Raw genomic sequence first — 25,585 nt, forward strand, 5'->3', positions numbered from 1 at the left:
CGAATCGTCAGCGTGGCGCCGCACTATACCCGAGCTCATACGAGAGCTTTTGCGCACATTCGCGCAGCGCCATATCGATCTCGCCGCCCCAGCGGATATCGAATGCGCCTTCGTGGCCGAGTGCGACCAGGCCCAGCGCAAGATCGCCGGTCGAGTCGAAGACCGGCATGCAGAACGCGTGGATGGTCGGCAGCAACATGCCTTCCACACGCGCGGCTTCGTGCTGCCGCACCTCGGCCAGCACCCGCTCGACCTCGTCCCGCGTGCGCGGGCCGCCCATATGCGACGAGCGGCGCGAATCGGCCAGTTCGCGCTCCAGCATCGCGGCGGTCTTGCTGGACGGCAGATAGGCGGCAAACAGCAGGCCGGTGGCGGAGCTGAGCAGCGGCATCACGTCGCCGAGCTTGAGCGACGCCTTGGCCGGGTGGCTCGATTCCATCCAGTGGACCATCGTCGGCCCCTGATTGCCCCACACGGCGATGCCCACCGTCAGATCGAGCTGGTCGCGCAGTTCGGCGAGCGCAATGCGTGCGAGCTTCACGCCGTCGACGCGGGCAAGCCGCGCGAGCCCCAATTGCAACGCGAAGCCGCCCAGTTCGTAGCGGCCCGACAGCGGATCCTGCGCCACTACGCCGAGGCGCAGGAAGCTCACCAGATAGCGGTGCGCTTTCGCCGGGCTCATGCCGGCACGCTGCGCCAGATCGCGCAGCATCATCGCGCGCGGTTCGTGCGTCAGCACCTCGAGCAACCTGAAACCGACTTCGATCGACTGGATGCCGGAGCGCAGCTTTTCCTCGCCGGCCTCGATGCTTTCGTCGTCGGATTCGGGCGCGTCGAGCGGTTCCCGTGGTTCCTGCGGTTCAGCGGAGTCGGTATCGGTACGGATCGCGCCGGAGCGGGCAATTGGAGGCATGAGCGAGGCGCATGGAGCGCGTTCAAAGACAGTGAGAGAGGCGTTGAGCCGGGTCCGACGACCGTGCCGCCACCTTGCGCAAACCGCCGCCGGGCGACGGCACTTGGGCCGCGCCGATTCACCATCGTAGAATAGATTCCTTCTATCGTCACTAACGGTTCACTCCCCTATGAAACTTGCCACGCTGAAGGACGGCACGCGCGACGGTCAACTGATCGTCGTGTCCCGCGACCTGCACACCGCGGCCGTCGCCGACGCGATCGCGCCCACCATGCAGCGCGTGCTCGACGACTGGGCCTTCTATGCGCCGCAATTGCAGGACCTGTACGACGCGCTCAACCAGGGCCGCGCGCGCAACACCTTCCCGTTCGACGCCAAAGAATGCATGGCGCCGCTGCCGCGCGCGTTCCAGTGGGCCGACGGTTCGTCGTACGTGAATCATGTGGAGCTGGTGCGCCGCGCGCGTGGCGCGGAAATGCCGCCGGAATTCTGGACTGATCCGCTGATGTACCAGGGCGGCAGCGATGACTTCATCGGCCCGAAAGACGATGTGCTGTGCGCCTCCGAAGAATTCGGCATCGACTTCGAAGCGGAAGTCGCCGTGATCACCACCGATGTGCCGATGGGCGCCACGCCCGACCAGGCGCTCAGGAGCGTACGTCTGGTGACGCTCGTCAACGACGTCTCGCTGCGCAATCTGATCCCCGCTGAGCTCGCAAAGGGCTTCGGCTTTTTCCAGAGCAAGCCGGCCACGTCGTTCGCGCCGGTTGCCGTGACGCCCGATGAACTCGGCGAGAGCTGGTGCGAAGGGCGCCTGCACCGGCCGATGATTGTCCACTGGAACAACAGGAAGGTCGGCCAACCCGATGCCGGCACCGACATGGTGTTCCACTTCGGCCAACTGATTTCGCACGCGGCGAAAACGCGCAACCTGCGCGCCGGTGCGATTGTCGGCTCGGGCACGGTGTCGAACAAGGACGCGAAGCGCGGCTATTGCTGTATCGCTGAGAAGCGCTGCCTCGAGACCATCGAGCACGGTGCGCCGCAAACCGAGTTTATGAAGTTCGGCGATACCGTGAAGATCGAGATGTTCGACGATGCGGGCAAGTCGATTTTCGGTTCAATCGACCAGGGCATTGCGCCGCTGGATTGATGCGCCGGGTTGGTGCGGACCGTGGCATCAGGGGAGCGCCGTGAGCGCTTCGTCGCTTACGAAAGGGTTTCGCCCGATGCCGCCGTCACGAGGCGCCGCTACACTGACTGGCGCGGCGGCGGCCCCGGGATAGCGGCTGTCCGTTGATCGCGAAACCAACGCGAAGCCGCACGTGAGCAGGACACAAGCAACACATAAGTAACACTCAAGCAGCACTCAAGCAGCACACCGGCGATACATCAAAACGAAAAACCGAGGTGAGGAGACAGCATGCCGCGATTTGAAACCACCGAACGAGCAATCCTGGGCACGCGCACAGCGAGCGTACGCGCAACACCATCGTGCCGCGGGCTCGCCCTTCTTGCCGCCGCGCTGTGTGCCGCGCTGCCCACCATCGCGCTCGCGCAGGTGAAGATCGGCCTCGTGCTCTCGCTGACCGGGCCCGCCGCGTCGCTCGGCATTCCCGCGCGCGACACAGTCACACTGCTGCCCAGGCAGATCGGCGGGCAGAGCGTCGAATACATCGTGCTCGACGACGCGTCCGACACCACGCAGGCCGTGCAGGACACCAAGAAGTTGATCTCCGAAAATCACGTCGACGCGATTATCGGTTCGTCGATCACACCGAATTCGCTCGCGATGATCGACGTGGTTGCCGATGGCGAAACGCCGATGATCTCGCTGGCCTCGTCGGCGAAAATCATCGAACCGGTGGATGCAAAACGCCACTGGGTATTCAAGACTCCGCAGACCGACGCGATGATGGCCTCGGCGATTGCCGAGCACGCCAGTACGCACGGCGTCAAAACGATCGCGTTCATCGGGCAGGCCGACGCGCTCGGCGAAACCTTTTACACCGAAGTCGCGAAGTTCGCGCAACTGCACCACATCAACGTGGTGGCGAGCGAGCGCTTCAATCGCACCGATCCGAGTGTGACCGGCCAGGTTCTGAAGATTCTCGCGACTCATCCGGATGCGGTGGTGGTCGGCGCGGCCGGCACGCCCGCCGCGCTGCCGCCGAAGACCCTCAGGGAACGCGGCTACAAAGGGCTGATCTATCACAATCATGGCGTCGGCAATAACGACTTCCTGCGGGTGTGCGGCGCCGACTGCAACGGCACGTTCCTGCCCGCGAGCCCGGTGCTGGTCGCTGCGCAATTGCCGGCGGACCATCCCGCCAAACGTCTCGCGCTCGACTACATCGCGCGCTTCGAGGCATTGCGCGGACCGGGCAGCGTGTCGGCGTTCGGCTCGTACACCTGGGACGCCGGCATGCTGCTCAGCAACGCGGTGCCGATCGCGCTCAAGGTGGCCGCGCCCGGCACGCCGGAATTTCGCGGTGCTTTACGTGATGCGCTGGAAGCGACACGTGCTCTTGCGGACACCAACGGCGTGGTCAACATGAGCGCCACGGATCACCTCGGACTCGATCAACGGGCACGCGTGATGGTCGAAATCAAGAATGCGAAGTGGGTTTATCAGCCGCATTGAAATTTTGCTGGGTTTGCGCGGGACTAGCGCGGAATATGGCGAATGTGCCCTTAGCTTGGGGCGACGGTTTCAACCGACATACCGATAGACGGATTGCTCATCATGTCTCAGGCACCACACAGTAACGACGCGTTTTACGCGCACTACCACTCGCTGCAATTGCACCGCCATCCGCATGGCGTGCTCGAAGTCGTGATGAGCGGCGAGGGCGCCAACAAGAGCGGCCTCGCCACCGCTAATGCGCGGATGCACTTCGAACTCGCCGAAATCTGGCGTGATATCGACCGGGATCCCGACACGCGCGTCGCGATCATTCGCGGCGAGGGCAAGGGCTTTTCGGCCGGCGGCGACCTGCAACTGGTTGAAGACATGGCGACCGATTTCGACGTCCGCGCCCGCGTGTGGCGCGAGGCGCGCGATCTCGTCTACAACGTGATCAACTGCAGCAAGCCTATCGTTTCGGCAATGCACGGCCCGGCGGTCGGCGCGGGACTCGTGGCCGGGCTGCTCGCCGATATCTCGATTGCGACGAAGTCGGCGCGCATTATCGACGGCCATACGCGTTTGGGCGTGGCCGCCGGCGATCACGCGGCCATCGTCTGGCCACTCCTGTGCGGCATGGCCAAGGCCAAGTACTACCTGCTGCTTTGCGAGCCGGTGAGCGGCGAGGAAGCTGAGCGGATTGGTCTCGTGTCGCTCGCCGTCGACGAAAACGATCTGCGGCCCAAAGCGTTTGAAGTCGCGCAGAAACTGGCGCACGGCTCGCAAACGGCGATTCGCTGGACCAAGTACGCGCTGAACAACTGGCTGCGTTCGGCGGGGCCGGCGTTCGATACATCACTGGCACTGGAATTCATGGGCTTCGCCGGACCGGATGTGCGCGAAGGCGTGAGCTCGCTGCGCGAGCGGCGTGCCCCGGATTTTGGCGGCGCGGACCCGTGGAATGGGCCGCCTCGGCAGACGCCGGGCGGTGGGCGCTCCTGAAGCCGGAGGCCGGCTCACATTGCGCAACGCCCCGCCGGTCGGCACTTGAGGTGCTGCGCGAGCGGGGCAAACATGGGGCAAACCGCAGCCCAAACTAAGCGCGATTCGCAGCACCACGCGCGGTATGATCGAATTCGAATCAGACGCGCGCGGGACGGCGCTATTTCCTTCCCTTTATGCAGCGAGGCGACAAGCATGACTGATACATCTGGCACCACGCCGCCCTTTCCCGGCTTTCCTGGTTTTCCGCCCGCTGAAATGCTCGAACGCATGTGGGGCATGATGCGTCTCTCGCCGTTCGGTTCGGCGTTTTCGGGCGCGCAGCCTGGCAGCAACCTTGGGCCGTCGCTGTCGATGATGTCCGACATGATGGCGCCGCTCACCAACGTCGAAGAACTCGATAAGCGCATCACCGATATGCGCGCGGTCGAGCAGTGGCTCAAGCTGAATCTGAACATGCTGCAGTCCGCCATTCAGGCGCTCGAAGTGCAGCGTGCCACGCTCGCGACGCTGCGTGCGTTTGGTGCGTTCGCGCAGTCGTCGATGGCGCAGCCGGCTTCCGCGGCTGCCGCGCCGAGTCCGTCTCCGACCGGCTGGCCGCACCCGGAAGCCTCTGCGGCTTCGGCTTCGGCCAGTGCAAGCCCATCGGCCGCGTCCGACCCGGCACCCGAAGAAGGCGAGGCCGCTGCGGCGCCGCCGTTCGACGCCTCCGGCTGGTGGAATCTGCTGCAATCGCAGTTCAATCAGATCGCCCAGTTTGCGATGACGCAGCCAGGTGCGGCCGCATCGGACGGCTCGGCAACGGACTCGCCTGAAAGCGTGGCGAGCGCTTCAGCATCCGCAGGCGAAGCGGCTGACGTGCCGGAGGGGACCGCAGCCAAACGGCCTGCAGCGAAACGGGCAGCGCCGTCGGCTTCAACGGCCGCGAAGCGGGCAGGCAGTGCGAGCACCGCTCCCCGCGCAACGAAAAAGGATGTTTGACGACAGGAATGAAACCGGTCGGCGCGACCTGTGCGCCGACAGCGTGCACAGCCGGCCCGACCGGCGGCTCCAGCAAAGGGAATTCGCCGCCTGTCATGGTTTTGACCCCGATCGTCGGCCACACTCCGTGAATCGGGCCATTTATTGAGAGAAGTCAATCAGGCGCGGGAATTGCGTCTGCCAGGGCACGGGAACCGTAAAGTCAGCGTGCTATCATTGTGTAAGCTTCATTTGGCTTTTGGGCGTGCGCTGAAAACAACCCATGCGACCCGTCCTTGCGCCATTCGCCGCCGGTACCACCGGCGCAGAGCTGGACGGTGCGGATTCATCGCAGACTGGCTCGACCTCAGGCATAGGGTATCCCTCACCCACGGTTGGCCGCGCAGCGCGTAACTTCTGGTTAGCCGCGCCGCGCAAACGCCGGACTTCTTTGCTGCCCGGTGCATCTAGGCGGCCGATTACCGCGTAAAATTGAATGCTTGGCCGATAAACGGTGCACAAAACGGTGCGTTTCGTTCGTCATAAGCAAAAGTGCTACACGTAGTAGTTACAGACACAGACAGTATGCGCAGAACAGGGGTGGGACTATGAACACCATGCTTTATCCGGAACTTTACAAATCGCTCGAATCCGTTCGATGGGACATGGAGAAAGACATTCCCTGGGACAAGTTCGATGCATCGCTATTGACCGACGAGCAGGCAGCGACGATCAAGATGAACGCGATCACCGAATGGTCGGCGTTGCCCGCCACGGAAATGTTCCTCCGTGACAACCATCACGACAGCGATTTTTCCGCGTTCATGAGCGTGTGGTTCTTCGAAGAACAGAAGCATTCGCTGGTGCTGATGGAGTATCTGCGCCGTTTCAAGCCGGAAATGTGCCCGACCGAAGAAGAACTGCACGCCGTGCGTTTCGAATTCGATCCGGCGCCGCCGCTCGAAACGCTGATGCTGCACTTCTGCGGCGAAATCCGCCTGAACCACTGGTATCGCCGTGCTGCCGAATGGCACACCGAGCCGGTCATCAAGGCCATCTACGAAACCATCTCGCGCGACGAAGCGCGTCATGGCGGCGCGTACCTGCGCTACATGAAGAAAGCGATGGTGCAAACCGGCGACATCGCGCGTGCTGCGTTCGCCAAGATCGGCGTCCTGATGGCATCGGCACGCCGCACGGAAAAGCCGCTGCATCCGACCAACCTGCACGTGAATCAGGCGCTGTTCCCGCGCGACACGATTCAATCGCGTCTGCCGGATCCGGAATGGCTTGAACGCTGGCTCGACGAACAGATCCGTTTTGACGACGGCTGGGAAAAGAAGGTGGTCGAGCGGATTCTGCACAACCTGTCGATTCTGTTTGAGCGCACGTTCAACACCGCGCAGGAATTGAACCGTTATCGCAAGGAAGTCGTCCTGCGCTTGCAGGCCGATCAGAAAGCGGCTGAACAGCCGGCTTGATGGGTTCAGGTTCGCGGTTTTAACGTTTCAGGAACGGCCCGGCAGGCGTGAGCTTGCTGGGCCGTTTTGCTTCATGCCGTCCGGCGTGTATCGTGGCGGCACTTCTTTTTTATTTGCGACTCCGTCATGGCCGCCACTTTTGAACGCAAGATTTTTACGCGCGATGCGCTGGTGAAGCTGCGCGCTTCGATGTCCGCACCGGTTGTATTTACCAACGGTGTGTTCGACATCCTGCATCGTGGGCATGTGACGTATCTGGCCGACGCCAAAGCGCTCGGCGCTTGTCTGATTGTCGGTGTCAATAGCGATGCATCTGTACGCATGCTAGGCAAAGGCGATGACCGGCCGATCAATAACGAGGCTGACCGGATGGCTTTGCTGGCGGCGCTGGAGAGCGTCGATTACGTGGTTTGCTTTGGCGAGAAGACGCCCGTGGAGCTGATTTCGGCGCTGCGGCCGGATGTGCTTGTCAAAGGCGGCGACTACGACATGGATGTTTTGCCGGAGTCGGCCATTGTGCGGGGCTGGGGCGGCAAGGCTTTGGCGATTCCGTTCGAGCATGAGCGCTCGACTACCGCGTTATTGAAGAAGGTTCGCGCGCAAGGGTGAGCTTTACTGCGGAAGCGCCGACGCCGCGATCGGCGCCGCCGGCGCCGGGCCGCCTACCACGGCCTGGTCTGCGGCTTCGGCTGCCGTGACGGGTTGCACCTTCAACCAGTCCGCATGGAGCTGGCGGTTCAGGTGGTTCGGCTCGCGGCCGCCGGCTGTGGGCGTCGGGCCGAATACGCCGCGCATCGCGACGAATGCCAGCATATTGGCAAGAAACAGGATGGCGATCAGCCAGCGCAGCATCGTTAGTATTCCCCGTTAATAAGTTCAGCCGCCGTTGTCCGGAAGGCTGCGGCTCAGGCGTCGCGTTCTATCGCGTGCTCAGCAGCAATCAGCGCAAGCCCCGACAGCACCAGCGAATCGTGGCGAGTATGCGGCACTTTTAGCGCACTTGTCACTTCGTCCACGGCGCCGCCGCTTACCACCAGGCGCACCGGCACCTGCCATTCGTCCTGCAAGTCACGCCACATGCGCTCGATCAGACCGGCTTGAGCCAACGTGCATCCGGCTGACAACGAGCGCGGCGTGTCCGTCGCGAAGAACGGGCCGCGGCGCTCGCGCTCAGACGGGGCGTCCGCATCGAGCAAGCCGCGCGCGGCGTGGGCGTCGAGCGTCGGCAGTTGCGCCGTGTGCTCGCCGAGCGAGCGCATCATCAAAGTCCAACCCGGCGCAATCAGACCGCCGACAAAGCGGCCGTCCGCACGCAACGCTTCGAGCGTAGTCGCCGTGCCGAACGTCGCGATGAGCAGATTCTCGCCGGGAAACGCCGCGTGCGCGCCAATCAGGCCCGCCCAGCGATCGCTGCCGAGTGCATGCGGCGTCGTATAGCTATTGGTCACGCCGCATTGGTGCGCAGAGGCGCGGATCGTCGTGCGCGGCAGTTGCGGCCAGTGAGCGTCGAGAAGCGCGGCGATCCGTGCCGCGACGCTTTCGCCCGCCACGTTGGATAACCATGCGGCGCCCGGCGTCGGCAACGTCGACCAGTCAGGCTGGTCAGATCCGCCGTGCGCCAGCGCGCCGGCTGCGATTTGCGTACCGTCCGGCTGCACCAGCGCCCACTTGACGCGACTGTTGCCGGCGTCGATCAACAGATAAGGCGCGCCGCTCGTCATGCCGTATCGTCGGCCAGACGCAGCGAGACGTCACCGGTTGCGACGCTCAAACGTCCGGCTGCCGTGTTGAGCAGCAGTTGTCCGCGTTCGTCGACGCCCGCGGCCACGCCGCGCGCCAGTTCTTTACCTTGCTCCAGCAGCACGACTTCGCGGCCTGCGTAGGCGTGCACGGCGTTCCAGCGTGCCTGGAACGGCGCGAAACCCTCCGCACCGAAGCGCTGCAGCGCGGGTTCGAGCGCGTTCAGTTCCGCCGCCAGCGTATCGGTGAGGTTTGCATTCGGCAGTGCGCGTTGCAATGCGGTCGGTGTAGTGCCGCGCGCTTGCGCCGGTACGTTCGCGTTAAGCGCGCCGACCTTGGCGGCGAGCTCGTCCGCACCCTTCACATTGGTGCCGATACCGATCACGACAGCGCTCGCCTCGTCCGTGCTCCAGGCTGTTTCGATCAGAATGCCGGCCAGCTTGTCGCCTTCGAGCAGCACGTCGTTGGGCCACTTCAGCGCAATCTGCCCCGGGCCCGCGACCGGCAACGAGCGCAGGCCGTCCACCAGCGCCACGCCCACCGCGAGACTCAAGCCCGCCAGTCCTTCGAGCGGACGCGGCAGCACGCACGCCACGGAAAACAACAGCGCATTGCCCGGTTCCGCATACCATGGTCGGCCACGCCGGCCGCGGCCCGCGGTTTGCAGATACGCGACCCGCACGATCGGCCGCGGCAGCGCGCCGGCCTTGCGCGGCAATGCCTTGACGCGCGTCATCAGGTCGGCGTTGGTCGAGCCCGTTTCCTCGACGATTTCGATCGGCCAGTCGTGCGCATGCGCACCGAATAGCGCGACGGCGCGCTCGCGGTCGATGCGCCAGTCGGAGGCCGAAGCGGCTTGGGGTGGGGTCTTGGAGGCGTTCATGTCTCATATTGTAGCCACTGCGAACGCCTGGAGTCCGTGAGCACGGTTCAAGCGCCGCGCCTTCGTTACAATGACCCCTAATCCGATAACCAGATTCCAGCGATCCTTGAACTACGACACTCCGCCCGGCCTTGAAGTCGCGGCCGGCAGCCAAGGCAAGATCGTCCGGCTCTCGGGCCAGTGGACGGCGCTCGCGCTCGCACGCGACAAGGCCACTGGTCACGTGATTCCTTTGTTGCGCTCGCTGGTCGGCGCCGAAGGCATCCGCCAGTGGGATCTGTCGCGTATCGACCGGATGGACCACGTCGGCGGTCAGGCGCTGTGGCGCGTGTGGGGCCACAAGATGCCCCCGGACACCACGCTCACCGATACACAACGCGACATTTTCGAGCGCATCGCACTGCTCGACACGGCGCGCGAAAAGGTCGAGCCGGTGGTCAAGTTCGATCCGTTCACCCGGCTGGGTCTTTCGATCTTCTCGTTCTTCGAGCATCTTTACGGCGGATTCGGCATGCTCGGCCAGGTCGTGCTCGATCTTCTCGCAATCGCGCGCAAACCGAAGATCACGCCGTGGACCGAGATCTCCGCGAACATCTATAACGCCGGCACCAAGGCGTTGCCAATCACTGCGCTGGTCGCGTTCCTGATCGGCATCGTGCTGAGCTATCTGTCCGCGCAGCAACTGCGGCTGTTTGGCGCGAATCAGTACATCGTCAATATTCTTGGACTGTCGGTGATTCGCGAACTGGGGCCGGTGCTGTCGGCGATTCTGGTGGCGGGGCGTTCGGGCTCGGCGATTACCGCGCAGATCGGCGTGATGCGCGTCACCGAAGAGCTCGACGCGATGCGTGTGATGGGCATCCCGCACGGCCTGCGATTGATTTTGCCGCGCGTTGTCGCGCTCGGTGTGGCCATGCCGCTTCTCGTGATGTGGACTAACATCATCGCGTTGACGGGCGGCGCGCTCGCCGCGAAGATCGTCCTTGGCATCGACATGGGCTATTTCGCGCGTGCCTTGCCGAGCGTGGTGCCGGTTGCGAACTTGTGGATCGGTCTTGGCAAGGGCGTTGCGTTCGGCATGCTGATCGCGATAGTCGGCTGTCACTTCGGCTTCCGTATCAAGGCCAATTCGCAAAGCCTCGGCGAAGGCACGACGACCTCGGTGGTGACCTCGATCACCATCGTGATTCTCGCGGACGCGGTGTTCGCGATCCTCTTCCAGAACGTGGGGCTAGGATGATCGCGCCACTCACCCAGGCCGTACGCGGCCAACCGATGCCCGAGATCGCGGAGCCGGTGATCGAGGTGATCGACATCACCAAGCGCTACGGCCGCAACATCGTGCATCAGCATCTGAATTTCGACGTGCGGCGCGGCGAGATCGTCTCGATCGTCGGCGGATCGGGCTCGGGCAAGACCACGCTGGTGCGGCAGATTCTCGGTCTGGAGCGGCCGTCGTCGGGAACCATCAAGCTGTTTGGTCAGGACATTGCCACCATTTCGCCCGAAGACGCGCTGCTCATGCGCAGCCGCTCCGGGATGCTGTTTCAGCGCGGCGCGCTGTTCTCGTCGCTCTCGGTGTTCGACAACGTCGCGCAGCCCTTGCGCGAACTCGGCAAGGTGCCTGAAGACCTGCTGCGCGACATCGTGATGCTCAAGCTCGAGATGGTCGGCCTGCCGTGCAAGCACGCGTCGAAGATGCCGTCGGCGCTTTCGGGCGGGATGATCAAGCGCGTGGGCATTGCGCGCGCCATTGCGCTCGAACCCGAATTGCTGTTTCTCGACGAACCGACCGCCGGTCTCGATCCGCAGGCGTCGGATGAATTCGTCGAACTGATTTCCGCGCTGCATCGCGCACTTGGTCTGACAGTGGTGATGGTCACGCACGATCTCGACACGATGATCGCGCTGTCCACCCGCGTCGCCGTGCTGGCGGATCGCAAGGTGCTGGTCGCCGCGCCGGTCGAAGAGGCGGCGGGCGTCGATCATCCTTTTATCCGGGAATATTTCCTCGGCCTGCGCGGGCGTCGCGCGCTGCAGGCGTTGCCGCCGGAACGCCGCGCGAAATTGCCGCGCGCCGCGCTCGAATCGGCATCGTCCGAATTGCCGCTGTGAACCAGGGAACCTGACAATGGAAAATAAATCACATGCCTTCTGGGCAGGGATCTTCACGGTGGCCTTGCTGGCTGCGATCGCAGTGGCGGCTTTTTTGTTCAACGTCGACCGTTCCGTGCGGGTGCCGTACGATCTGATTGCGCGCACCAACGTCACGGGGCTGTATACCGACGCGGCGGTGCGTTATCGCGGACTTGACGTCGGCAAGGTGCAGTCGATCAAATTCGATCGGGATCATCCGGGGCAAATCCTGATCCGCATCCTCGTCGACACGCACGCGCCGATTACGCACTCCACGTTCGGCAGCCTCGGGTTTCAGGGCGTGACGGGTATCGCCTTCATCCAGCTGGATGACAGTGGGCGCGATCCGACGCCGCTCGCGTCGTCGGTGAAAGCGGTGGCGCAATTGCCAATGCGTCCGGGCTTGCTCGATCAGTTGCAGCAACGCGGCGACGTTTTGCTGCGCAAACTCGAAAGAGTCACCGACGACGTCGACAATCTGTTGTCGCCGGAAATGGTTAGCCAGTTGCAGGGCACGGCAGCGAGCCTTCAGAAGGCCGCCGACGGCGTCGCCACGCTGACCCAGCAGATGGCGCCGGCAGCCGGCAAGCTGCCCGCCACGATCAACGCACTGGATCGCACGCTGGCGTCGACCAATCAGTTGATCACCAGTCTGAACCGCCCGGACGGGCCGTTCGAGACGAACCTGAACAAGGTCGGCACGGCGGCGCAGCAAGCGGGCGACGCGCTGGTGTCGATGGACAATTCGATCCAGGAGTTGTCGGCGCGCGTCGGTTACGACACGTTGCCGCGCGTCAATTCGCTCGCCGAAGACGTGCGCTCGGCGGCCCGTTCCGTGGACCGCGCTGCCGACACGTTCAGCACCAATCCGCGCAGCGTGCTGTTCGGTGCGCCGAGCGCGGCGCCGGGTCCTGGCGAAGCCGGTTTCTCGTGGCCCGCCGCGCGCACTGCTGCACCCGCGGTTACACCCGTCGCCAAATGAAATGATTTGCAGGTTTTGAAGAAGGAAGATTGTCATGTCACGCTTGACCCACCGATTGTTGTCCTCTGGCGCCACGCTTGCGATGCTGCTCGCGTTCGGCGTGCTGGCCGCAGGCTGCGCCGGCACCCCCGCGGCGATCTCGGACATCCGCTACGACCTCGGGCCGCCGAACCCGGCAGCCTCGGCCGGCACGCTGCCGGCGGTGAAGGTGCTCGATGTCACCGCGCCCGACAATCTTGAATCCGACAAGCTGATTTACCGGCTCAGCTACGCCGACGCGCAGCAGACGGCGTCGTATGCGAATAGCCACTGGACCATGGCGCCCTCGCAACTGCTGACCCAACGTCTGCGTGGTGCGCTCAGTTCGCGTGGCACCGTGCTGACCGGGGCCGATGGCGTGCACGCGCCGGTCCTGAAGGTCGATCTGAGCGAGTTCGAACAGGTCTTCGATAGCCAGTCGGAAAGCCACGCCGCCGTCACCGCGCGCGCCACGTTGACGCAAAACGGCAAGGTGATCGGCCAGCGCACCTTCCTCGCCCGCGCACCGTCCAGTTCGACGGACGCCGCCGGCGGCGCGCAGGCGCTCGCCGCGGCCAGCGACGACCTCGTCGCGCAGATCAGTGCATGGCTTGGCGTGCAGGCGCTGGTCGCCGCGCAATGACCGGCATGCAGCGCACGCAACGGAGCGCTGCATGAGCGTTAAGCCCTGGCAGCGCCGCCCGTCGGCGCTCGCCCGGCAGGCGTTGGGGCTGTATACGGCGCTGATCGTCTACGGTTCGTGGTATCCGTTTTCCGGCTGGCGCTCGCTCGGCCTGGCTCCCTTTGCCTATCTGTCCGATCCCATGCCGCAGTACCTGACGGCGTTCGACGTCATCACGAACGTGCTCGGCTATATGCCGTTCGGCGCGCTGGTGGTGCTCGCGGTGTATCCGCGCTGGCGCGGCACGCTGGCGGTCGCGTTGGCCTTCGTGCTCGGTGGGCTGCTATCGGGCGTGATGGAGGCGGTGCAAACCTATCTGCCGACGCGCGTGGCCTCGAACCTCGACCTGGCCGCCAATGCGCTCGGTGCGTTGCTCGGCGCGGCGATCATGTCGCCCGCCACCGGCGCGTTGCTCGATCGCGGCTTGCTGCGGCGTGTGCGGCTTCTCTGGTTCGAGCGCGACACGGCGGCGCTCGCGTGTCTCGTCGCCTTGTGGCCGTTTGCGACCATGTACCCGGCGCCACGGCTTTTCGGTCTCGGTAACTGGCCGCGCGAGCTGTGGCTGCGTTTCGATTCAACGACGCAGGACGCCTTGCTCGCGTGGACGCCGACGGCCTGGCACGTCGGCGCGTGGCCGGCGCTCGTTGCCGCCTGGCTGCCTGACGACGCCTGGGAAGCCGTCATCACCACGCTCAATCTGTTCGCCGCACTGGCTCTGGCGTCGCTGCCGGTGCGCCGCCATGCGCCGCTCGTGCGCCTGTTGATCGTGTTTATCGTCATGACCTTGTGCGTGAAGGCAGGCGCGACTTTTCTGCAATCGCAATCCGGCCTTGCATTCGACTGGGCGACGCCCGGCGCGTTGGAGGGGCTCGTGTGCGGCACCGTCGCCGCACTGCTGGCGCTGCGCTTGCGGCGCAGGTCGCGGGCTGCGCTCGCGGCCTGCGCGCTGACGGTCGCGCTGGTGTTCGTCAATCTGCTGCCGGTCAATCCGTATTTCGATGCCGTACTGGCGGATTGGCGCCAGGGACGGTATCTGCACTTCAACGGTCTCGCGCACTGGATCGCGTGGATCTGGCCGTATGCGGCGCTGGTGTGGCTCGCCTATCTGGTCGAACAGGTGTGGCTCAAGCGGAGCACGAAGCGTGCATGAAGCGCACATGAAGCAGGAGCGGCGCATGCGAGCGGCCGTGCGTCCGCCGCTCAGCGACCGCCAGCCCCGCCCGCTATAATCTTCCGCACAACAGGCGCGCTGCGGCGCTTCCAGCGCCATTCCCACTCTTACGGTTTCGCCCCTCCGGACATCATGGATTCCTACTACAAGTACCACGTCTTCTTCTGTCTCAACCAGCGCGATCCCGGCGCGGAGCGTCCGAGCTGCGCGAATTGCAACGCGCAGGCGATGCAGGAACACGCGAAAAAGCGTGTGAAGCAACTCGGCCTTGCAGGCCCGGGCCATGTGCGTATCAACAAGGCCGGCTGTCTCGAGCGTTGCGAACTCGGCCCGGCGCTCGTCGTGTATCCGGAAGGCGTCTGGTACACGTATGTCGACGAGAGCGACATCGATGAAATCGTCGATTCGCATCTTGTGAACGGCAAAGTCGTCGAGCGTCTGAAAATCGATCAATAAACCGCGCCATGAATGTACATACGAAGAAGTATCTGATCGACGGCCCGGTCGGCAAGATCGAGGTCGCGCTGGATCTGCCCGACGAGATGCGTGAGAGCGGCGCTGCGCCGCGCGGTATCGCGCTGGTTGCGCACCCGCATCCGCTGTTCGGCGGCACGATGGACAACAAGGTCGCGCAGACGCTCGCCCGCACGCTCGTGCAGTTGAACTACGTGACGTACCGCTCGAATTTCCGGGGCGTCGGCGAAACGCAAGGCGAGCATGACGCCGGTATCGGCGAGCGCGAAGATCTGCGCGCCGTGCTCGACCACATGCGCGCTCAGGCAGGACAGGGCGATCTGCCCCTCGTACTGGCGGGTTTTTCGTTCGGCACCTTCGTGCTGTCGCACGTGGCCGCAAAGCTGCGCGAAGAAGGTCAGGCGATCGAGCGGATCGTGTTCGTGGGCACGGCGGCGAGCCGGTGGGAAGTCGCGCCGGTACCGGAAAACACGCTCGTGATTCACGGCGAAATCGACGATACCGTTCCCATTCAGTCGGTTTTCGACTGGGCGCGGCCACAGGAATTGCCGGTGGTCGTGATTCCGGGGGCAGAGCATTTTCTGCATCGCAAGCTGCATGTCCTGAAGCGGATCATCGTCGACGCCTGGCGCTAACGAGCGCACTCGGGGACGCACTTGGAGGGCGCCGCGCGTGTTTTCCGGGGTACAGGTAGGTGCAAACGCAAATTAATCGCCGACCTTTGCTCAAAGATACCAGGATAGCGCGCGTATAATGAGCGCTCTTTTTTGGGCGCAGCATTGCCCACCCGGCAGTTCGCGCGACGCGTAGCTTCTTGCTCGTGCGCAGCGGTGCCGGATGCGAGGCGTGCTGCGCGAACCGATCGCGTCGCCGGAAGTCCAATGGGCGCCGCGCCGTTTTTACGGCCTGACGCTCGCCGACCGGCTCCTCCAATCTGTGCGCCCTGCGCGCGATGTATTTTTCCGCACGAATCGACCCTATGCGTTTCTCCACCTCCGGCCGCACGTCATTCCCGTCAGTTTCTTCTTTCGTTCCCACTACGCTTGGCCGTGCCGTGACCCTCGGCATCGTGCTGCCGGCAACGCTCGTTGCCAGCACGGCGTTCGCGCAGGTGCCGCCGCCCGCGGTGAACGCGCGCTCGTGGGTGCTCGTCGACGCCACCAGCAATCAGGTGCTCGCCTCGGGCAATGCAGACGAACGCGTTGAACCGGCCTCGCTGACCAAGCTGATGACCGCGTACCTCGTCTTCGAAGCATTGCAGACGAAGAAGATCACGATGGACCAGACGGTGATGCCGAGCGAAGCGGTGCGCCGCGTGCGCACCGACGAATCGCGCATGTTCATCGAAGCCAACAAGCCGGTGACCGTGCACGATCTGGTGTACGGCATGATCATCCAGTCGGGTAACGACGCGGCGATCGCGCTGGCCGAACTGGTGGGCGGCAGCGAGGCGCAGTTCGTCAACATGATGAACACCGAAGCGCAGAAACTCGGCATGAAGAACACGCATTTTGCCGACGTGAACGGCATGCCCGACGCGCAGCACTACACCACGGCGGGCGACCTCGCAGTGCTGTCGGCGCGCCTGATTCGTGACTTCCCCGACTACTACAACATCTTCTCGGTCAAGGAATTCACGTACAACAAGATCAAGCAGCCGAACCGCAACCGTCTGTTGTGGATCGACCCGACGGTGGACGGCCTGAAGACCGGTCACACGCAAGCTGCTGGTTATTGCCTGATCGCCAGCGCGAAGCGTTCGCTGCCGGGCACGACCGACGGTTCGCGCCGCCTCGTCTCGGTGATGATGGGCGAGGTCAAGGAACACGACCGCGTGCAGGACAGCCTGAAGATGCTGAACTACGGCTACACCGCGTACGACACGGTGCGTCTGTACAAGGCAAACCAGGTGCTGGGCACGCCGCGCGTCTACAAGGGTGCGCAGGACACCGTGCAGATCGGCGTGAAGGGCGATCAGTACATCACCGTGCCGAAGGGCATGGGCGACAAGGTGAAGCCGCAGATCGAGCAGATCGATCCGCTGATCGCACCGATCGCGAACGGTCAGCAGGTCGGCACCGCGAAACTCGTGGCCGACGGCAAGGTGCTGGCGCAATTCCCGATCGTCGCATTGCAGGCTGTGCCGCAAGCCGGCGTGGTCGGCCGCGTGTGGGATTCGCTGATGCTGATGTTCAACAAGAAGAAGTAAGAGCCCGATTGCGATGACCGCTGTTTCCGATGTTTCGCTCGATCCGATCGTTTATCTGAACGGCGAGCTGGTGCCCTTGTCTGAAGCGCGCGTGCCGGTTCTCGACCGCGGCTTTATTTTCGGTGACGGCATTTACGAAGTCGCCCCCTTGTATCCGCATGCGAGCGGCCGTACGGCGTTTCGCTTCAGGCATCATCTGGCGCGTCTCGCGAGGTCGCTGGACAAGATCGGCATCGTCAATCCGTTCGACGATACCGGCTGGCGCGAGCTGATCGACAGCGTAGTCGCGGTCAATGAATCGGACGCAGGCCTGCGCGCCGATCAGGACGCGATTGCCTACGTTCAGATCACGCGGGGCGTCGCGAAACGCGGTCACGCGTTCCCGGCCGGCATTCAGCCGACCGTGTTCGTGATGGTCACGCCGCTGAATCTGCCGGACGCTGCCCAGCGCGCGCAGGGCGTGCGCTGCGTTACCGCGGAAGACCGTCGCTGGCTCAATTGCGACATCAAATCGGTGTCGCTGCTCGGCAATGTTCTGATGGCGCAGTACGCGGCTGAAAACGACGCGTTCGAGACGATCCAGTTTCGCGACGGCATGCTGACCGAAGGTTCGTCTTCGAATATCTGGATGGTGAAGGATGGCGTGTTGTACGCGCCGCCGCGCAGCCACAAGATTCTCGAAGGGATTCGCTACAGCCTGATCGAAGAGCTGACGGGCGAATGCGGCATCCGCTTCGAAGCGCGCGAGATCGCCGAAGCCGAGTTGCGTGCCGCCGACGAGATTCTGGTCAGTTCCGCCACGAAGGAAGTGCTGCCGGTCACGCAGCTCGACGGTCAGCCGGTTGGTAGCGGCAAGCCGGGCGCGGTGTTTGCGGCGTTGTACGCGGCCTATCAGCGCGCCAAGGCCAGGGAAGCGCAAGAAGCGCAGCAAGGAGTAGAAAGTGAATCCCGCGAAAGAATCATTGCTTGAGTTTCCGTGCGATTTTCCCATCAAGATCATGGGCAAGTCGCATCCCGAGTTCGCCGAGACCATTGTCTCGGTGGTTCGGCAGTTCGATAACGAAGTCGATCCCGCTCGCGTGGAAACGCGGCCGTCCAGCGGCGGCAATTACACCGGTTTGACGGTTACGGTGCGCGCGACGAGCCAGGCGCAGCTCGACGATATTTATCGCGCGCTTACTGGTCATCCGATGGTGAAAGTGGTGCTTTAAGGCCGGCTAGGCATCCGTGCCTACGGATGCCCCTGGATTACGGCGTGACGCGCAATGCGTCCGCCGCCAGATCGGCGCTTGCAGCAGAGCCCACCTCACAAGCCTGCTCGAAAAGCTGTTTGAACCGTCCCACTTCTTCGAATACCCAGGCCCGGAACGCCTTGACGCGCGCGGTTTCGAGCATCTGCGGCGGGCAGATGAAGTAGTACTGCCATGGGCTCGGCCCATCTACATCGAATAGCCGCACAAGGCGGCCTGCCGCGATCTCGTGCATCGCCAGCGAACGGCGTGTGAGCGCGACCCCCTGACCGTCGATGGCCGCCTGCAATAGGTTCGACGAATCCTGATACAGCACGCCGCGCTTCGGTTCCTGCCAGTCGGTGAGGCCGGCGGCGTCGAACCACGGGCGCCAGAGTTCGTCGTCCGAGCGTAGTAGCGGGACCTTGGCCAGATCGGCCGGCGTTTGCGGCAGCTTGCCGCCGTTGAAATTCGGCGCGCAAGCCGGAAAGAAAATCTCCTCCAGCAGCAATTCCGCGTGCAGCCCCGAATATTTGCCATAGCCGAAGCGGATCGCCACGTCGACGTCGTCGCGCGCGAAGTCCGTCAGCGCGTTGGTGGACAGCAGTTCGAGGTCCCACTGGGGGTGCGCCTCGATAAAGCTGCCGATGCGCGGCGTCACCCAGCGCGCCGCAAACGAGGACAGCATGGACACTACGAGGCGCCGTTCGCGGTCGCCGGCGCGGACTTCGCGGGTGGCGTCAGCAAGCCCCATCAACGCGGTGCGCACGCGCGTGGCATAGCGGCGGCCCGTGTCCGTGAGCCGCACGCGCTTGCCGTCGCGGGCGAACAGTGCGATGCCCAGTTCCTCCTCCAGCGCGCGAATCTGGTGGCTGACGGCGCCGTGCGTGACGAACAGTTCGTCGGCGGCACGCGAGAAGCTCTCGTGACGGGCGGCTGCTTCGAACGCCTTGATGGCGTTCAGAGGGGGTAATTGCCTGAGATCCATCGCAATATTTCTCACATAGAGGTGAAAATAGATCGTTTTGCGTAAACCCTTGTCACGCATAGGATTGTAGTCACGAAACGAATTTTGGCGAGGGCATCATGCGAGAAATTTCCTCTAGTATCGCCTTTGAAATCCGCAATGGCGAAACCATTCCTATGAAGGTAGCACGCAGCACCAAGCTGGTCGTGCACGGCGGCGCGGTGTGGGTCACGCGCAGCGACGACACCGAGGACTACTGGCTGCAGCCCGGCCACACGTTGCGGCTGCGGCGCGGTGAACGGCTGTGGTTGAGCGCCGAGGGCAGCACGCATGCGAAGGTCGCGTTTTCAGTGCCGACACGCTGCGATGAACGTGCGCTGAACTGGCTCGCGCGGGTGGGCGAACGGCTGGCAGCCCGCATGCGTGGGGGCTGGCGCACGGTGTGAGCGCTGGCGGCGCCGTGACGCGATGGCGGACCGGCGCTGCAGTTGACCGGCGCTTCGGGGTGAAACGAAGCGCCGCCGAGTCCTGAAGTGGGCGCGTCCGGCGGGGATGTCCAGATTTCGGTAAACTGTCGGGATCATGTGCACCACCCCGGTTTCCCCGTCTCCCTTGCCCGCCACGGCGCCGCTTACGCTGCGCTGGCTCGGCAACGAACCTTACGAAGCCAGTTTCGAGGCGATGCGCGCGTTCACCGATGCGCGCACCGCCGATACACCCGACGAGATCTGGCTGGTCGAACACCCCCCCGTCTTCACGCTAGGCCAGGCCGGCGACCCAGCGCATCTGCTGGCCGCCGACAGCGGCATTCCGCTTGTCAAAGTCGATCGAGGCGGGCAGATCACGTACCACGGGCCCGGACAGGTGGTTGCCTACCTGTTGCTGGACCTGCGCCGACGCAAGCTGATGGTGCGCGAGATGGTCACCCGGATCGAGCAGGCCGTGATCGACACCCTCGCGGCGTATAATCTCGCCGGAGAACGCAAGGCGGGCGCCCCCGGTATCTACGTGGCGCCCGGGCCGGACGCCGGGTTGCACGCCGGCGCCAAGATCGCCGCGCTGGGTCTAAAAATCCGCAACGGCTGCAGCTATCACGGCGCAAGCCTGAATGTGAACATGGACTTGCGGCCGTTTCTGGCCATCAATCCATGTGGCTACGCGGGGCTCGAAACAGTCGATATGGCAACGCTGGGCGTTGCCGCCGGCTGGGACGACGTGGCCCGTACCTTTGCAGCACGCCTCACCGCAAACCTCGACGGCAGTCCCGCGGCCGTCGCCCAACCGCAGGCCGGTGCTCTCACCGCCTGACTGGACCGAACGAATGACTGACGTTACCGCGAACCTAGCAGCTTCCCCCGCTCCTGATGCCGTGCCGGCTCCTGCCGCTGCCTACGACGCCACCGCGAAGCAGAAGGCGCAAGCCAAAACCGCCCGTATTCCGATCAAGATCATCCCGATCGAAAAGCTGAAAAAGCCGGACTGGATCCGCGTCAAAGCGGCCACTGGCAATTCGCGCTTTTCCGAGATCAAGCAGATTCTGCGCGAACACAACCTGCACACGGTGTGTGAAGAAGCGAGCTGCCCGAACATCGGCGAATGCTTCGGCAAGGGCACCGCAACGTTCATGATCATGGGTGACAAGTGCACGCGCCGCTGCCCGTTCTGTGATGTCGGCCACGGCCGCCCCGATCCGCTCGACGTGGATGAGCCGGGCAATCTGGCGCGCACCATCGCTGCGCTGAAGCTGAAGTACGTGGTGATCACCAGCGTCGACCGTGACGATCTTCGCGATGGCGGCGCCGCCCACTTCGTGGAATGCATCCGTCAGACGCGCGAGCTGTCGCCGGAGACACGCATTGAAATTCTGACACCGGACTTCCGCGGCCGTCTGGATCGCGCGCTCGGCATTCTGAATGCCGCACCGCCCGATGTGATGAACCACAACCTCGAAACGGTACCGCGTCTTTACAAGGAAGCGCGCCCCGGTTCGGACTACGCGCATTCGCTGAAGCTGCTGAAGGACTTTAAGGCGCTGCATCCGGACGTCGCGACCAAGTCAGGCCTGATGGTCGGCCTCGGCGAAACCGAAGAAGAAATTTTGCAAGTGATGCGCGATCTGCGCGAGCACGACGTGGACATGCTGACGATCGGCCAGTATCTGCAACCGTCGGAACACCATCTGCCGGTGCGCTCGTATGTGCATCCGGACACGTTCAAGATGTACGAGGAAGAAGCCTACAAGATGGGCTTCACGCACGCCGCTGTGGGCGCGATGGTTCGCTCGAGCTACCACGCCGATCTGCAGGCGCATGGAGCGGGCGTGGTTTGAATGGTTTAGTGTGTTGCTAGTTTGAAAATGCAGAGCCCGCACGTGTTGCGGGCTTTGTTTTTTTGGGGCGCGGGAACGGGTGGTTCAGCGGTTCCGCGCTGTGATCTGCCGGCGTTGCCTAGCGGTAATGACGCGCGAGCAGACTGCAAGTAACGGATATCACTCCGCCGATGATCGTGAACGGGTAGAGAAAGAGGATGAAGCGATGGCGCAGTGCGCGGTCTTCGATGAGGCGGTCGATCAAATTGGGCATGTTGGATCTCCTTGAGACTGAGGAAAAAAGTATATCTCAGAGCATCGAATTTAGTTAGGTAAACGAATAATGAGATGCGGAAAAGGAGACTGCGACGACAGCGGTTACGAGTAGCGAAAACCACATCAACCAACTATCACGCTCCTGTTCTCCTGCGTGACGCGCTGGACGAGCCGCTGCGTCAGCCGCACCCAGGCATACCAGGACTGACGCTGCGACGATGAAGAGCACATGCCAGAGAAGTGCGGCCAACATGAGCACTAATGTGCTGTGCGTCGATGCTTCGCTCAAAGCACTACCAATCTCGTAGCACGCGCTCGCACACATCGAAATGACGACCCAGAAAAGCTGACCGTCCTGAATGGATCGCCGCGCAATACCTCGCGCCGCGTGCCGGTAGTAGCGCGAAAAATTCGACATAGGAAGCAACGCGATCGGCGCAAAAACAGGCACGCCCACATTGAAGAACAACCAACTCAAGCGGCTAAGAAAATCGACCATAGGAATACGAACTGAAGGTAATCCGCTGATCATGCGGCCGCAGCGGAAGCACGACCATCCGCCGAACGGCTAGCTTGTGCAAAGGCATCCTGAGCCGTCATCATCCGCTTGAACCGATCCACTGCCGGTCGCAACAGCCGCGCCGATCCAACTCAGCGTGAAAAGCAATGCTCGAACAGCGTCATTAGCAATCGCGGATTAATTAGAACCGTCCGCGAACAAACTCCCTATAGTCGGAAGCCTCCCAGACAACACACGCTAAAGGGGTTTCCCGATGAACCGCTTCCTTCGTCCGCTCGCTGCGTTCGCTACGCTGCTGGCGCTGTCCGCGCCGTTTTCTTCCGCCGCTTACGCCGACACCAAAGAAGTCGTGATCGCGTATCAGGACATGGTCGTGCCTTGGCGTTATGCGCAGGCCACGGGCGAAGTCGAGAAAGCCACCGGCTACAAGGTCACCTATCGCAAGCTCGGCAGCGGCGCCGACGTGATCCGCGCGCTGGCTTCGGGCTCGGTGCAACTCGGCGAAGCGGGGTCGAGCCCGATTGCCGCCGGACTGTCGCAGGGCGTCGATATTTCGCTGTTCTGGATTCTGGACAACATCAACGACGCCGAAGCGCTAGTCGCGCGTGACGGTTCCAATGTCACCAGTGTCGCCGGTCTGAAGGGCAAGAAAATTGGCGTGCCGTTCGTGTCGACCTCGCACTTTCATACGCTGGTCGCACTGCAGAGCGCCGGCGTGAATCCGTCGGATGTGAAGATCGTCAATCTGCGCCCGCCTGAAGTCGCGGCGGCGTGGGAGCGTGGCGACATCGACGCGACTTACATCTGGGACCCGGTACTGGCGAAGGTGAAGAAGAACGGCAAGGTGCTGATCACATCCGGGCAGGTCGCGCAGCAAACCGGTAAGGCGACTTTCGACGGCTTCGTCGTCGACCGCAAGTTTGCTAGTCAGAACGCTGAGTTCGTCGCGCGCTTTGTGAAGGTGCTGGCCGCGACCGATGCGAGCTATCGCGATCACACGTCGGCTTGGACCGCGACGTCGCCGCAGGTCGAGGCCGTTGCGAAGGAGTCCGGCGCCACCGCGCAGGAAGTGCCTGCGAGCCTCGCGTTGTATGCATTCCCGACGCCGGCGCAGCAGGCTTCGAGCGCATGGCTTGGCGGCGGTGCGCAATCCGGAGCGGCGAAATCGCTCGCCGCGACTGCTGCGTTCCTGAAGACGCAGGGCACGATTCAGAACGTGCTGGCCGATTACTCGACCGGCGTCGACCCGCAGTTCGTACAGCGTGCGGCGCATTAACTTCTTTAGCGAGCTTACCCATCAGCATCATGGAGCACGACGATGAGCGGTCTTGAGATACGTGGGCTGCACGTCGCCTACGAAGGCGCACGCGGCGCGGCGCCGCATATCGCGCTCGCTGACGTCGATCTGCGCATCGAGCCGGGTGAGTTCGTCGTCGCGCTGGGTGCATCCGGTTGCGGCAAGACGACCTTGCTGAACTGCATCGCCGGATTCATTCAACCGACCGAAGGCGAGGTGCGTTTGAACGGCGAGCGCGTTCTTGGACCGGGCGCGGATCGCGGTGTCGTGTTTCAGAAATACGCGCTGATGCCTTGGCTCGACGTGCTCGACAATGTCGCGCTCGGTCTGCGTTTCCAGCGTGTGCCGAAGGCGCAGCGCGAGCGCATCGCGCTGGACATGCTGGCGCTGGTCGGGCTCGAGAAGCATGCGCGCTCGCGGGTCTACGCGCTGTCGGGCGGCATGCAGCAGCGCGTGGGCATTGCACGCGCGCTGGCAAGCGATCCGCAAGTGCTGCTGATGGACGAACCGATGGGCGCGCTCGACGCGATGACACGCGAGTCGATGCAGGAACTCGTGCTCGACGTCTGGGGCCGCACACGCAAGACGGTGTTCTTTATCACGCATAGCGTGGAAGAAGCGTTATTTCTGGCGACACGCCTCGTCGTGATGACGCCGGGACCCGGCCGTATCGCCGAGAGTTACGACCTGCCATTCGCGCAGCGTTTTCTCGAGACACGCGACGCACGTGCGGTGAAGTCGTCGCCGGATTTCATCGAATGGCGCGAACGGCTGGTGCGCCGTCTGCACGAACGGGCTGAGCGCGACCAGGACCATGAAGAGGTGCTGTCGTGACGGCTTCACGTGAATCGTTGGGCACCGTGCCCCTGACCCAGACAAGCGAGCCGCCGCGGCGTAAAGCGCGGCCGGTACGCGGTTGGCGTTTGCCGGGCGAAGGTCCGACCGTGGTGCTGAGCGCAGTCTCGGTCACGACGCTCGCGGCGCTATGGTGGCTTGCCACGCATCTGCACTGGCTGCCGCCGCTCTTTCTGCCGACGCCCGAGGCGGTTTGGGCCGCCTTTCTGGACGCCTGGCACGGCCGTATTCAAGGCGGCTTGCCGCTCTCAGAGCATCTCGCATGGAGTGCGCTGCGCGTGTTCGGCGCCTTCGCGCTGGCCGCGGTCACGGCGGTGCCGGTCGGAATCCTGATGGGCGTAAGCCGGGTTGCACGCGGCTTGCTCGATCCGCCGCTGGAGTTCTACCGGCCGTTGCCGCCGCTTGCGTATCTGCCGCTGGTGGTGATCTGGTTCGGTATCGACGAGACGGCGAAGATCGTCGTGATCTATCTCGCCTGTTTCGCGCCGATTGCAATGGCGGCGCGTGCCGGTGTGCGCAGTGCGACCATCGAGCAGATTCATGCGGCGTATTCGCTCGGCGGCCGCTTCGGGCAGATCGTGCGATATGTGGTTTTGCCCGCAGCGTTGCCCGAGATTCTGACCGGCTTGCGGATTGCCATCGGCTTCGGCTGGACCACACTGGTTGCCGCCGAGATGGTTGCGGCCACCGCCGGCCTCGGTCAGATGGTGCTCAATGCGTCGAGCTTTCTGCGTACCGATGTGGTGGTCATGGGCATCGTGCTGATCGGGTTGATCGCGTGGCTGTTCGATCTCGGCATGCGTGCGCTGGAGCGGCGGCTGGTGCCGTGGAAGGGGCGTGTGTAGCCGCAGCCCGC

At 63.5% G+C, this 25,585-nt stretch carries 29 protein-coding genes; 22 read left to right on the forward strand and 7 right to left on the reverse strand.

Translation table 11 applies throughout. From position 1 onward, the window contains the following. Window positions 1–7: 7 nt before the first annotated feature. Window positions 8–913 carry an IclR family transcriptional regulator gene (locus tag R8871_RS19295; RefSeq protein ID WP_175051914.1) on the reverse strand — a complete coding sequence of 302 codons (906 nt, stop codon included), beginning with the start codon at window positions 911–913 and terminating at the stop codon, window positions 8–10. Between the two features lie 169 nt (window positions 914–1,082). On the opposite strand from R8871_RS19295, the gene R8871_RS19300 reads away from it, so the two are divergent. From R8871_RS19300 to rfaE2, 6 genes are all read left to right on the forward strand, one after another. Further along, entirely contained in the window at window positions 1,083–2,066 is a 984-nt protein-coding gene (locus R8871_RS19300; protein ID WP_175051915.1) for a fumarylacetoacetate hydrolase family protein, read from the forward strand. A 270-nt stretch (window positions 2,067–2,336) separates the two neighbouring features. After that, on the forward strand, window positions 2,337–3,557 hold the full coding sequence (locus tag R8871_RS19305) for an ABC transporter substrate-binding protein (protein ID WP_175051916.1): 1,221 nt from the start codon (window positions 2,337–2,339) through the stop codon (window positions 3,555–3,557). A 102-nt stretch (window positions 3,558–3,659) separates the two neighbouring features. Then, a complete protein-coding gene (locus R8871_RS19310) occupies window positions 3,660–4,541 on the forward strand; it encodes an enoyl-CoA hydratase/isomerase family protein (RefSeq protein ID WP_175051917.1) in 882 nt (293 codons plus the stop codon). A gap of 195 nt (window positions 4,542–4,736) precedes the next feature. Continuing rightward, entirely contained in the window at window positions 4,737–5,522 is a 786-nt protein-coding gene (locus R8871_RS19315) for a PhaM family polyhydroxyalkanoate granule multifunctional regulatory protein (protein WP_175051918.1), read from the forward strand. Window positions 5,523–6,109: 587 nt separating this feature from the next. Next, window positions 6,110–6,982 carry a ferritin family protein gene (locus R8871_RS19320; protein WP_175051919.1) on the forward strand — a complete coding sequence of 291 codons (873 nt, stop codon included), beginning with the start codon at window positions 6,110–6,112 and terminating at the stop codon, window positions 6,980–6,982. Window positions 6,983–7,108: 126 nt separating this feature from the next. Continuing rightward, the gene (rfaE2, locus tag R8871_RS19325) at window positions 7,109–7,591 is read left to right on the forward strand and encodes a D-glycero-beta-D-manno-heptose 1-phosphate adenylyltransferase (protein ID WP_054035671.1); all 483 of its coding nucleotides are present in this window, start codon (window positions 7,109–7,111) and stop codon (window positions 7,589–7,591) included. Window positions 7,592–7,594: 3 nt separating this feature from the next. Here rfaE2 and R8871_RS19330 read toward each other — a convergent pair whose 3' ends face one another. From R8871_RS19330 to R8871_RS19340, 3 genes are read right to left on the reverse strand one after another with little or no spacing between them, the layout of a single operon-like run. Next, window positions 7,595–7,834 (reverse strand): hypothetical protein, encoded by a 240-nt coding sequence (locus R8871_RS19330; protein ID WP_175051920.1) that lies wholly within the window; start codon window positions 7,832–7,834, stop codon window positions 7,595–7,597. Between the two features lie 53 nt (window positions 7,835–7,887). Next, a complete protein-coding gene (locus tag R8871_RS19335) occupies window positions 7,888–8,703 on the reverse strand; it encodes a type III pantothenate kinase (RefSeq protein ID WP_175051921.1) in 816 nt (271 codons plus the stop codon). Beyond that, window positions 8,700–9,605: a biotin--[acetyl-CoA-carboxylase] ligase gene (locus tag R8871_RS19340; protein WP_175051922.1), complete on the reverse strand. Its 906-nt coding sequence runs from the start codon at window positions 9,603–9,605 to the stop codon at window positions 8,700–8,702. The genes R8871_RS19335 and R8871_RS19340 overlap by 4 nt, the downstream gene beginning before the upstream one ends. Before the next feature lie 106 nt (window positions 9,606–9,711). Here R8871_RS19340 and R8871_RS19345 point away from each other — a divergent pair, with 106 nt between their 5' ends. From R8871_RS19345 to R8871_RS19390, 10 genes are all read left to right on the forward strand, one after another. Beyond that, a complete protein-coding gene (locus tag R8871_RS19345; protein ID WP_175051923.1) occupies window positions 9,712–10,845 on the forward strand; it encodes an MlaE family ABC transporter permease in 1,134 nt (377 codons plus the stop codon). Next, complete coding sequence (locus R8871_RS19350; RefSeq protein ID WP_175051924.1) at window positions 10,842–11,720, forward strand: ABC transporter ATP-binding protein; 879 nt, start codon at window positions 10,842–10,844, stop codon at window positions 11,718–11,720. The genes R8871_RS19345 and R8871_RS19350 overlap by 4 nt, the downstream gene beginning before the upstream one ends. A gap of 16 nt (window positions 11,721–11,736) precedes the next feature. Further along, window positions 11,737–12,723 (forward strand): MlaD family protein, encoded by a 987-nt coding sequence (locus R8871_RS19355; RefSeq protein WP_175051925.1) that lies wholly within the window; start codon window positions 11,737–11,739, stop codon window positions 12,721–12,723. A 34-nt stretch (window positions 12,724–12,757) separates the two neighbouring features. After that, window positions 12,758–13,384 (forward strand): ABC-type transport auxiliary lipoprotein family protein, encoded by a 627-nt coding sequence (locus R8871_RS19360; RefSeq protein ID WP_175051926.1) that lies wholly within the window; start codon window positions 12,758–12,760, stop codon window positions 13,382–13,384. 31 nt (window positions 13,385–13,415) lie between these two features. After that, complete coding sequence (locus tag R8871_RS19365; RefSeq protein WP_175051927.1) at window positions 13,416–14,573, forward strand: VanZ family protein; 1,158 nt, start codon at window positions 13,416–13,418, stop codon at window positions 14,571–14,573. A gap of 153 nt (window positions 14,574–14,726) precedes the next feature. Further along, a complete protein-coding gene (locus R8871_RS19370) occupies window positions 14,727–15,050 on the forward strand; it encodes a (2Fe-2S) ferredoxin domain-containing protein (protein ID WP_175051928.1) in 324 nt (107 codons plus the stop codon). Window positions 15,051–15,058: 8 nt separating this feature from the next. Next, window positions 15,059–15,703 (forward strand): alpha/beta hydrolase, encoded by a 645-nt coding sequence (locus R8871_RS19375; RefSeq protein ID WP_175051929.1) that lies wholly within the window; start codon window positions 15,059–15,061, stop codon window positions 15,701–15,703. Window positions 15,704–16,047: 344 nt separating this feature from the next. Further along, window positions 16,048–17,277, forward strand: coding sequence for a D-alanyl-D-alanine carboxypeptidase family protein (locus R8871_RS19380; RefSeq protein WP_175051930.1), 1,230 nt, complete (start codon window positions 16,048–16,050; stop codon window positions 17,275–17,277). 13 nt (window positions 17,278–17,290) lie between these two features. Beyond that, a complete protein-coding gene (locus R8871_RS19385; RefSeq protein WP_175051931.1) occupies window positions 17,291–18,247 on the forward strand; it encodes a D-amino acid aminotransferase in 957 nt (318 codons plus the stop codon). Then, a complete protein-coding gene (locus R8871_RS19390; RefSeq protein WP_175051932.1) occupies window positions 18,219–18,488 on the forward strand; it encodes a DUF493 family protein in 270 nt (89 codons plus the stop codon). The genes R8871_RS19385 and R8871_RS19390 overlap by 29 nt, the downstream gene beginning before the upstream one ends. A 37-nt stretch (window positions 18,489–18,525) precedes the next feature. On the opposite strand, the gene R8871_RS19395 is transcribed toward R8871_RS19390, so the two are convergent. Further along, entirely contained in the window at window positions 18,526–19,494 is a 969-nt protein-coding gene (locus R8871_RS19395; protein ID WP_175051933.1) for a transcriptional regulator GcvA, read from the reverse strand. A gap of 98 nt (window positions 19,495–19,592) precedes the next feature. Between R8871_RS19395 and R8871_RS19400 the strand changes: the two genes are divergently transcribed. The 3 genes from R8871_RS19400 to lipA all read left to right on the forward strand — a co-directional run bounded on the left by R8871_RS19400 (window position 19,593) and on the right by lipA (window position 21,802). Next, a complete protein-coding gene (locus tag R8871_RS19400; RefSeq protein WP_054035681.1) occupies window positions 19,593–19,919 on the forward strand; it encodes a DUF2917 domain-containing protein in 327 nt (108 codons plus the stop codon). Window positions 19,920–20,055: 136 nt separating this feature from the next. Beyond that, a complete protein-coding gene (lipB, locus tag R8871_RS19405; RefSeq protein WP_175051934.1) occupies window positions 20,056–20,781 on the forward strand; it encodes a lipoyl(octanoyl) transferase LipB in 726 nt (241 codons plus the stop codon). 13 nt (window positions 20,782–20,794) lie between these two features. Then, window positions 20,795–21,802 carry a lipoyl synthase gene (gene lipA / locus R8871_RS19410; RefSeq protein WP_054035853.1) on the forward strand — a complete coding sequence of 336 codons (1,008 nt, stop codon included), beginning with the start codon at window positions 20,795–20,797 and terminating at the stop codon, window positions 21,800–21,802. A gap of 118 nt (window positions 21,803–21,920) precedes the next feature. On the opposite strand, the gene R8871_RS38725 is transcribed toward lipA, so the two are convergent. Continuing rightward, window positions 21,921–22,055 (reverse strand): hypothetical protein, encoded by a 135-nt coding sequence (locus tag R8871_RS38725; RefSeq protein WP_281370241.1) that lies wholly within the window; start codon window positions 22,053–22,055, stop codon window positions 21,921–21,923. A gap of 54 nt (window positions 22,056–22,109) precedes the next feature. Beyond that, a complete protein-coding gene (locus R8871_RS19415) occupies window positions 22,110–22,589 on the reverse strand; it encodes a hypothetical protein (RefSeq protein WP_246287626.1) in 480 nt (159 codons plus the stop codon). 241 nt (window positions 22,590–22,830) lie between these two features. Here R8871_RS19415 and tauA point away from each other — a divergent pair, with 241 nt between their 5' ends. The 3 genes from tauA to R8871_RS19430 are packed head-to-tail and all read left to right on the forward strand — an operon-like array spanning window position 22,831 to window position 25,574. Then, complete coding sequence (tauA, locus tag R8871_RS19420) at window positions 22,831–23,853, forward strand: taurine ABC transporter substrate-binding protein (protein ID WP_175051935.1); 1,023 nt, start codon at window positions 22,831–22,833, stop codon at window positions 23,851–23,853. 42 nt (window positions 23,854–23,895) lie between these two features. Then, on the forward strand, window positions 23,896–24,708 hold the full coding sequence (locus R8871_RS19425) for a taurine ABC transporter ATP-binding protein (RefSeq protein WP_175051936.1): 813 nt from the start codon (window positions 23,896–23,898) through the stop codon (window positions 24,706–24,708). After that, on the forward strand, window positions 24,705–25,574 hold the full coding sequence (locus tag R8871_RS19430) for an ABC transporter permease subunit (protein ID WP_175051937.1): 870 nt from the start codon (window positions 24,705–24,707) through the stop codon (window positions 25,572–25,574). The genes R8871_RS19425 and R8871_RS19430 overlap by 4 nt, the downstream gene beginning before the upstream one ends. Window positions 25,575–25,585: the final 11 nt, after the last annotated feature.

Origin of the sequence: Paraburkholderia sediminicola, assembly GCF_902859805.1 — a bacterium.
Classification (GTDB): Bacteria; Pseudomonadota; Gammaproteobacteria; order Burkholderiales; family Burkholderiaceae; genus Paraburkholderia; species Paraburkholderia sediminicola.

Bases quoted from the DNA above. Each gene is read 5' to 3' on its own strand.
- R8871_RS19295 (WP_175051914.1), bottom strand. From the start codon at position 913: ATGCCTCCAATTGCCCGCTCCGGCGCGATCCGTACCGATACCGACTCC.
- R8871_RS19300 (WP_175051915.1), top strand. From the start codon at position 1,083: ATGAAACTTGCCACGCTGAAGGACGGCACGCGCGACGGTCAACTGATC.
- R8871_RS19305 (WP_175051916.1), top strand. From the start codon at position 2,337: ATGCCGCGATTTGAAACCACCGAACGAGCAATCCTGGGCACGCGCACA.
- R8871_RS19310 (WP_175051917.1), top strand. From the start codon at position 3,660: ATGTCTCAGGCACCACACAGTAACGACGCGTTTTACGCGCACTACCAC.
- R8871_RS19315 (WP_175051918.1), top strand. From the start codon at position 4,737: ATGACTGATACATCTGGCACCACGCCGCCCTTTCCCGGCTTTCCTGGT.
- R8871_RS19320 (WP_175051919.1), top strand. From the start codon at position 6,110: ATGAACACCATGCTTTATCCGGAACTTTACAAATCGCTCGAATCCGTT.
- rfaE2 (WP_054035671.1), top strand. From the start codon at position 7,109: ATGGCCGCCACTTTTGAACGCAAGATTTTTACGCGCGATGCGCTGGTG.
- R8871_RS19330 (WP_175051920.1), bottom strand. From the start codon at position 7,834: ATGCTGCGCTGGCTGATCGCCATCCTGTTTCTTGCCAATATGCTGGCA.
- R8871_RS19335 (WP_175051921.1), bottom strand. From the start codon at position 8,703: ATGACGAGCGGCGCGCCTTATCTGTTGATCGACGCCGGCAACAGTCGC.
- R8871_RS19340 (WP_175051922.1), bottom strand. From the start codon at position 9,605: ATGAACGCCTCCAAGACCCCACCCCAAGCCGCTTCGGCCTCCGACTGG.
- R8871_RS19350 (WP_175051924.1), top strand. From the start codon at position 10,842: ATGATCGCGCCACTCACCCAGGCCGTACGCGGCCAACCGATGCCCGAG.
- R8871_RS19355 (WP_175051925.1), top strand. From the start codon at position 11,737: ATGGAAAATAAATCACATGCCTTCTGGGCAGGGATCTTCACGGTGGCC.
- R8871_RS19360 (WP_175051926.1), top strand. From the start codon at position 12,758: ATGTCACGCTTGACCCACCGATTGTTGTCCTCTGGCGCCACGCTTGCG.
- R8871_RS19365 (WP_175051927.1), top strand. From the start codon at position 13,416: ATGAGCGTTAAGCCCTGGCAGCGCCGCCCGTCGGCGCTCGCCCGGCAG.
- R8871_RS19370 (WP_175051928.1), top strand. From the start codon at position 14,727: ATGGATTCCTACTACAAGTACCACGTCTTCTTCTGTCTCAACCAGCGC.
- R8871_RS19375 (WP_175051929.1), top strand. From the start codon at position 15,059: ATGAATGTACATACGAAGAAGTATCTGATCGACGGCCCGGTCGGCAAG.
- R8871_RS19380 (WP_175051930.1), top strand. From the start codon at position 16,048: ATGCGTTTCTCCACCTCCGGCCGCACGTCATTCCCGTCAGTTTCTTCT.
- R8871_RS19385 (WP_175051931.1), top strand. From the start codon at position 17,291: ATGACCGCTGTTTCCGATGTTTCGCTCGATCCGATCGTTTATCTGAAC.
- R8871_RS19395 (WP_175051933.1), bottom strand. From the start codon at position 19,494: ATGGATCTCAGGCAATTACCCCCTCTGAACGCCATCAAGGCGTTCGAA.
- R8871_RS19400 (WP_054035681.1), top strand. From the start codon at position 19,593: ATGCGAGAAATTTCCTCTAGTATCGCCTTTGAAATCCGCAATGGCGAA.
- lipB (WP_175051934.1), top strand. From the start codon at position 20,056: ATGTGCACCACCCCGGTTTCCCCGTCTCCCTTGCCCGCCACGGCGCCG.
- lipA (WP_054035853.1), top strand. From the start codon at position 20,795: ATGACTGACGTTACCGCGAACCTAGCAGCTTCCCCCGCTCCTGATGCC.
- R8871_RS38725 (WP_281370241.1), bottom strand. From the start codon at position 22,055: ATGCCCAATTTGATCGACCGCCTCATCGAAGACCGCGCACTGCGCCAT.
- R8871_RS19415 (WP_246287626.1), bottom strand. From the start codon at position 22,589: ATGATCAGCGGATTACCTTCAGTTCGTATTCCTATGGTCGATTTTCTT.
- tauA (WP_175051935.1), top strand. From the start codon at position 22,831: ATGAACCGCTTCCTTCGTCCGCTCGCTGCGTTCGCTACGCTGCTGGCG.
- R8871_RS19425 (WP_175051936.1), top strand. From the start codon at position 23,896: ATGAGCGGTCTTGAGATACGTGGGCTGCACGTCGCCTACGAAGGCGCA.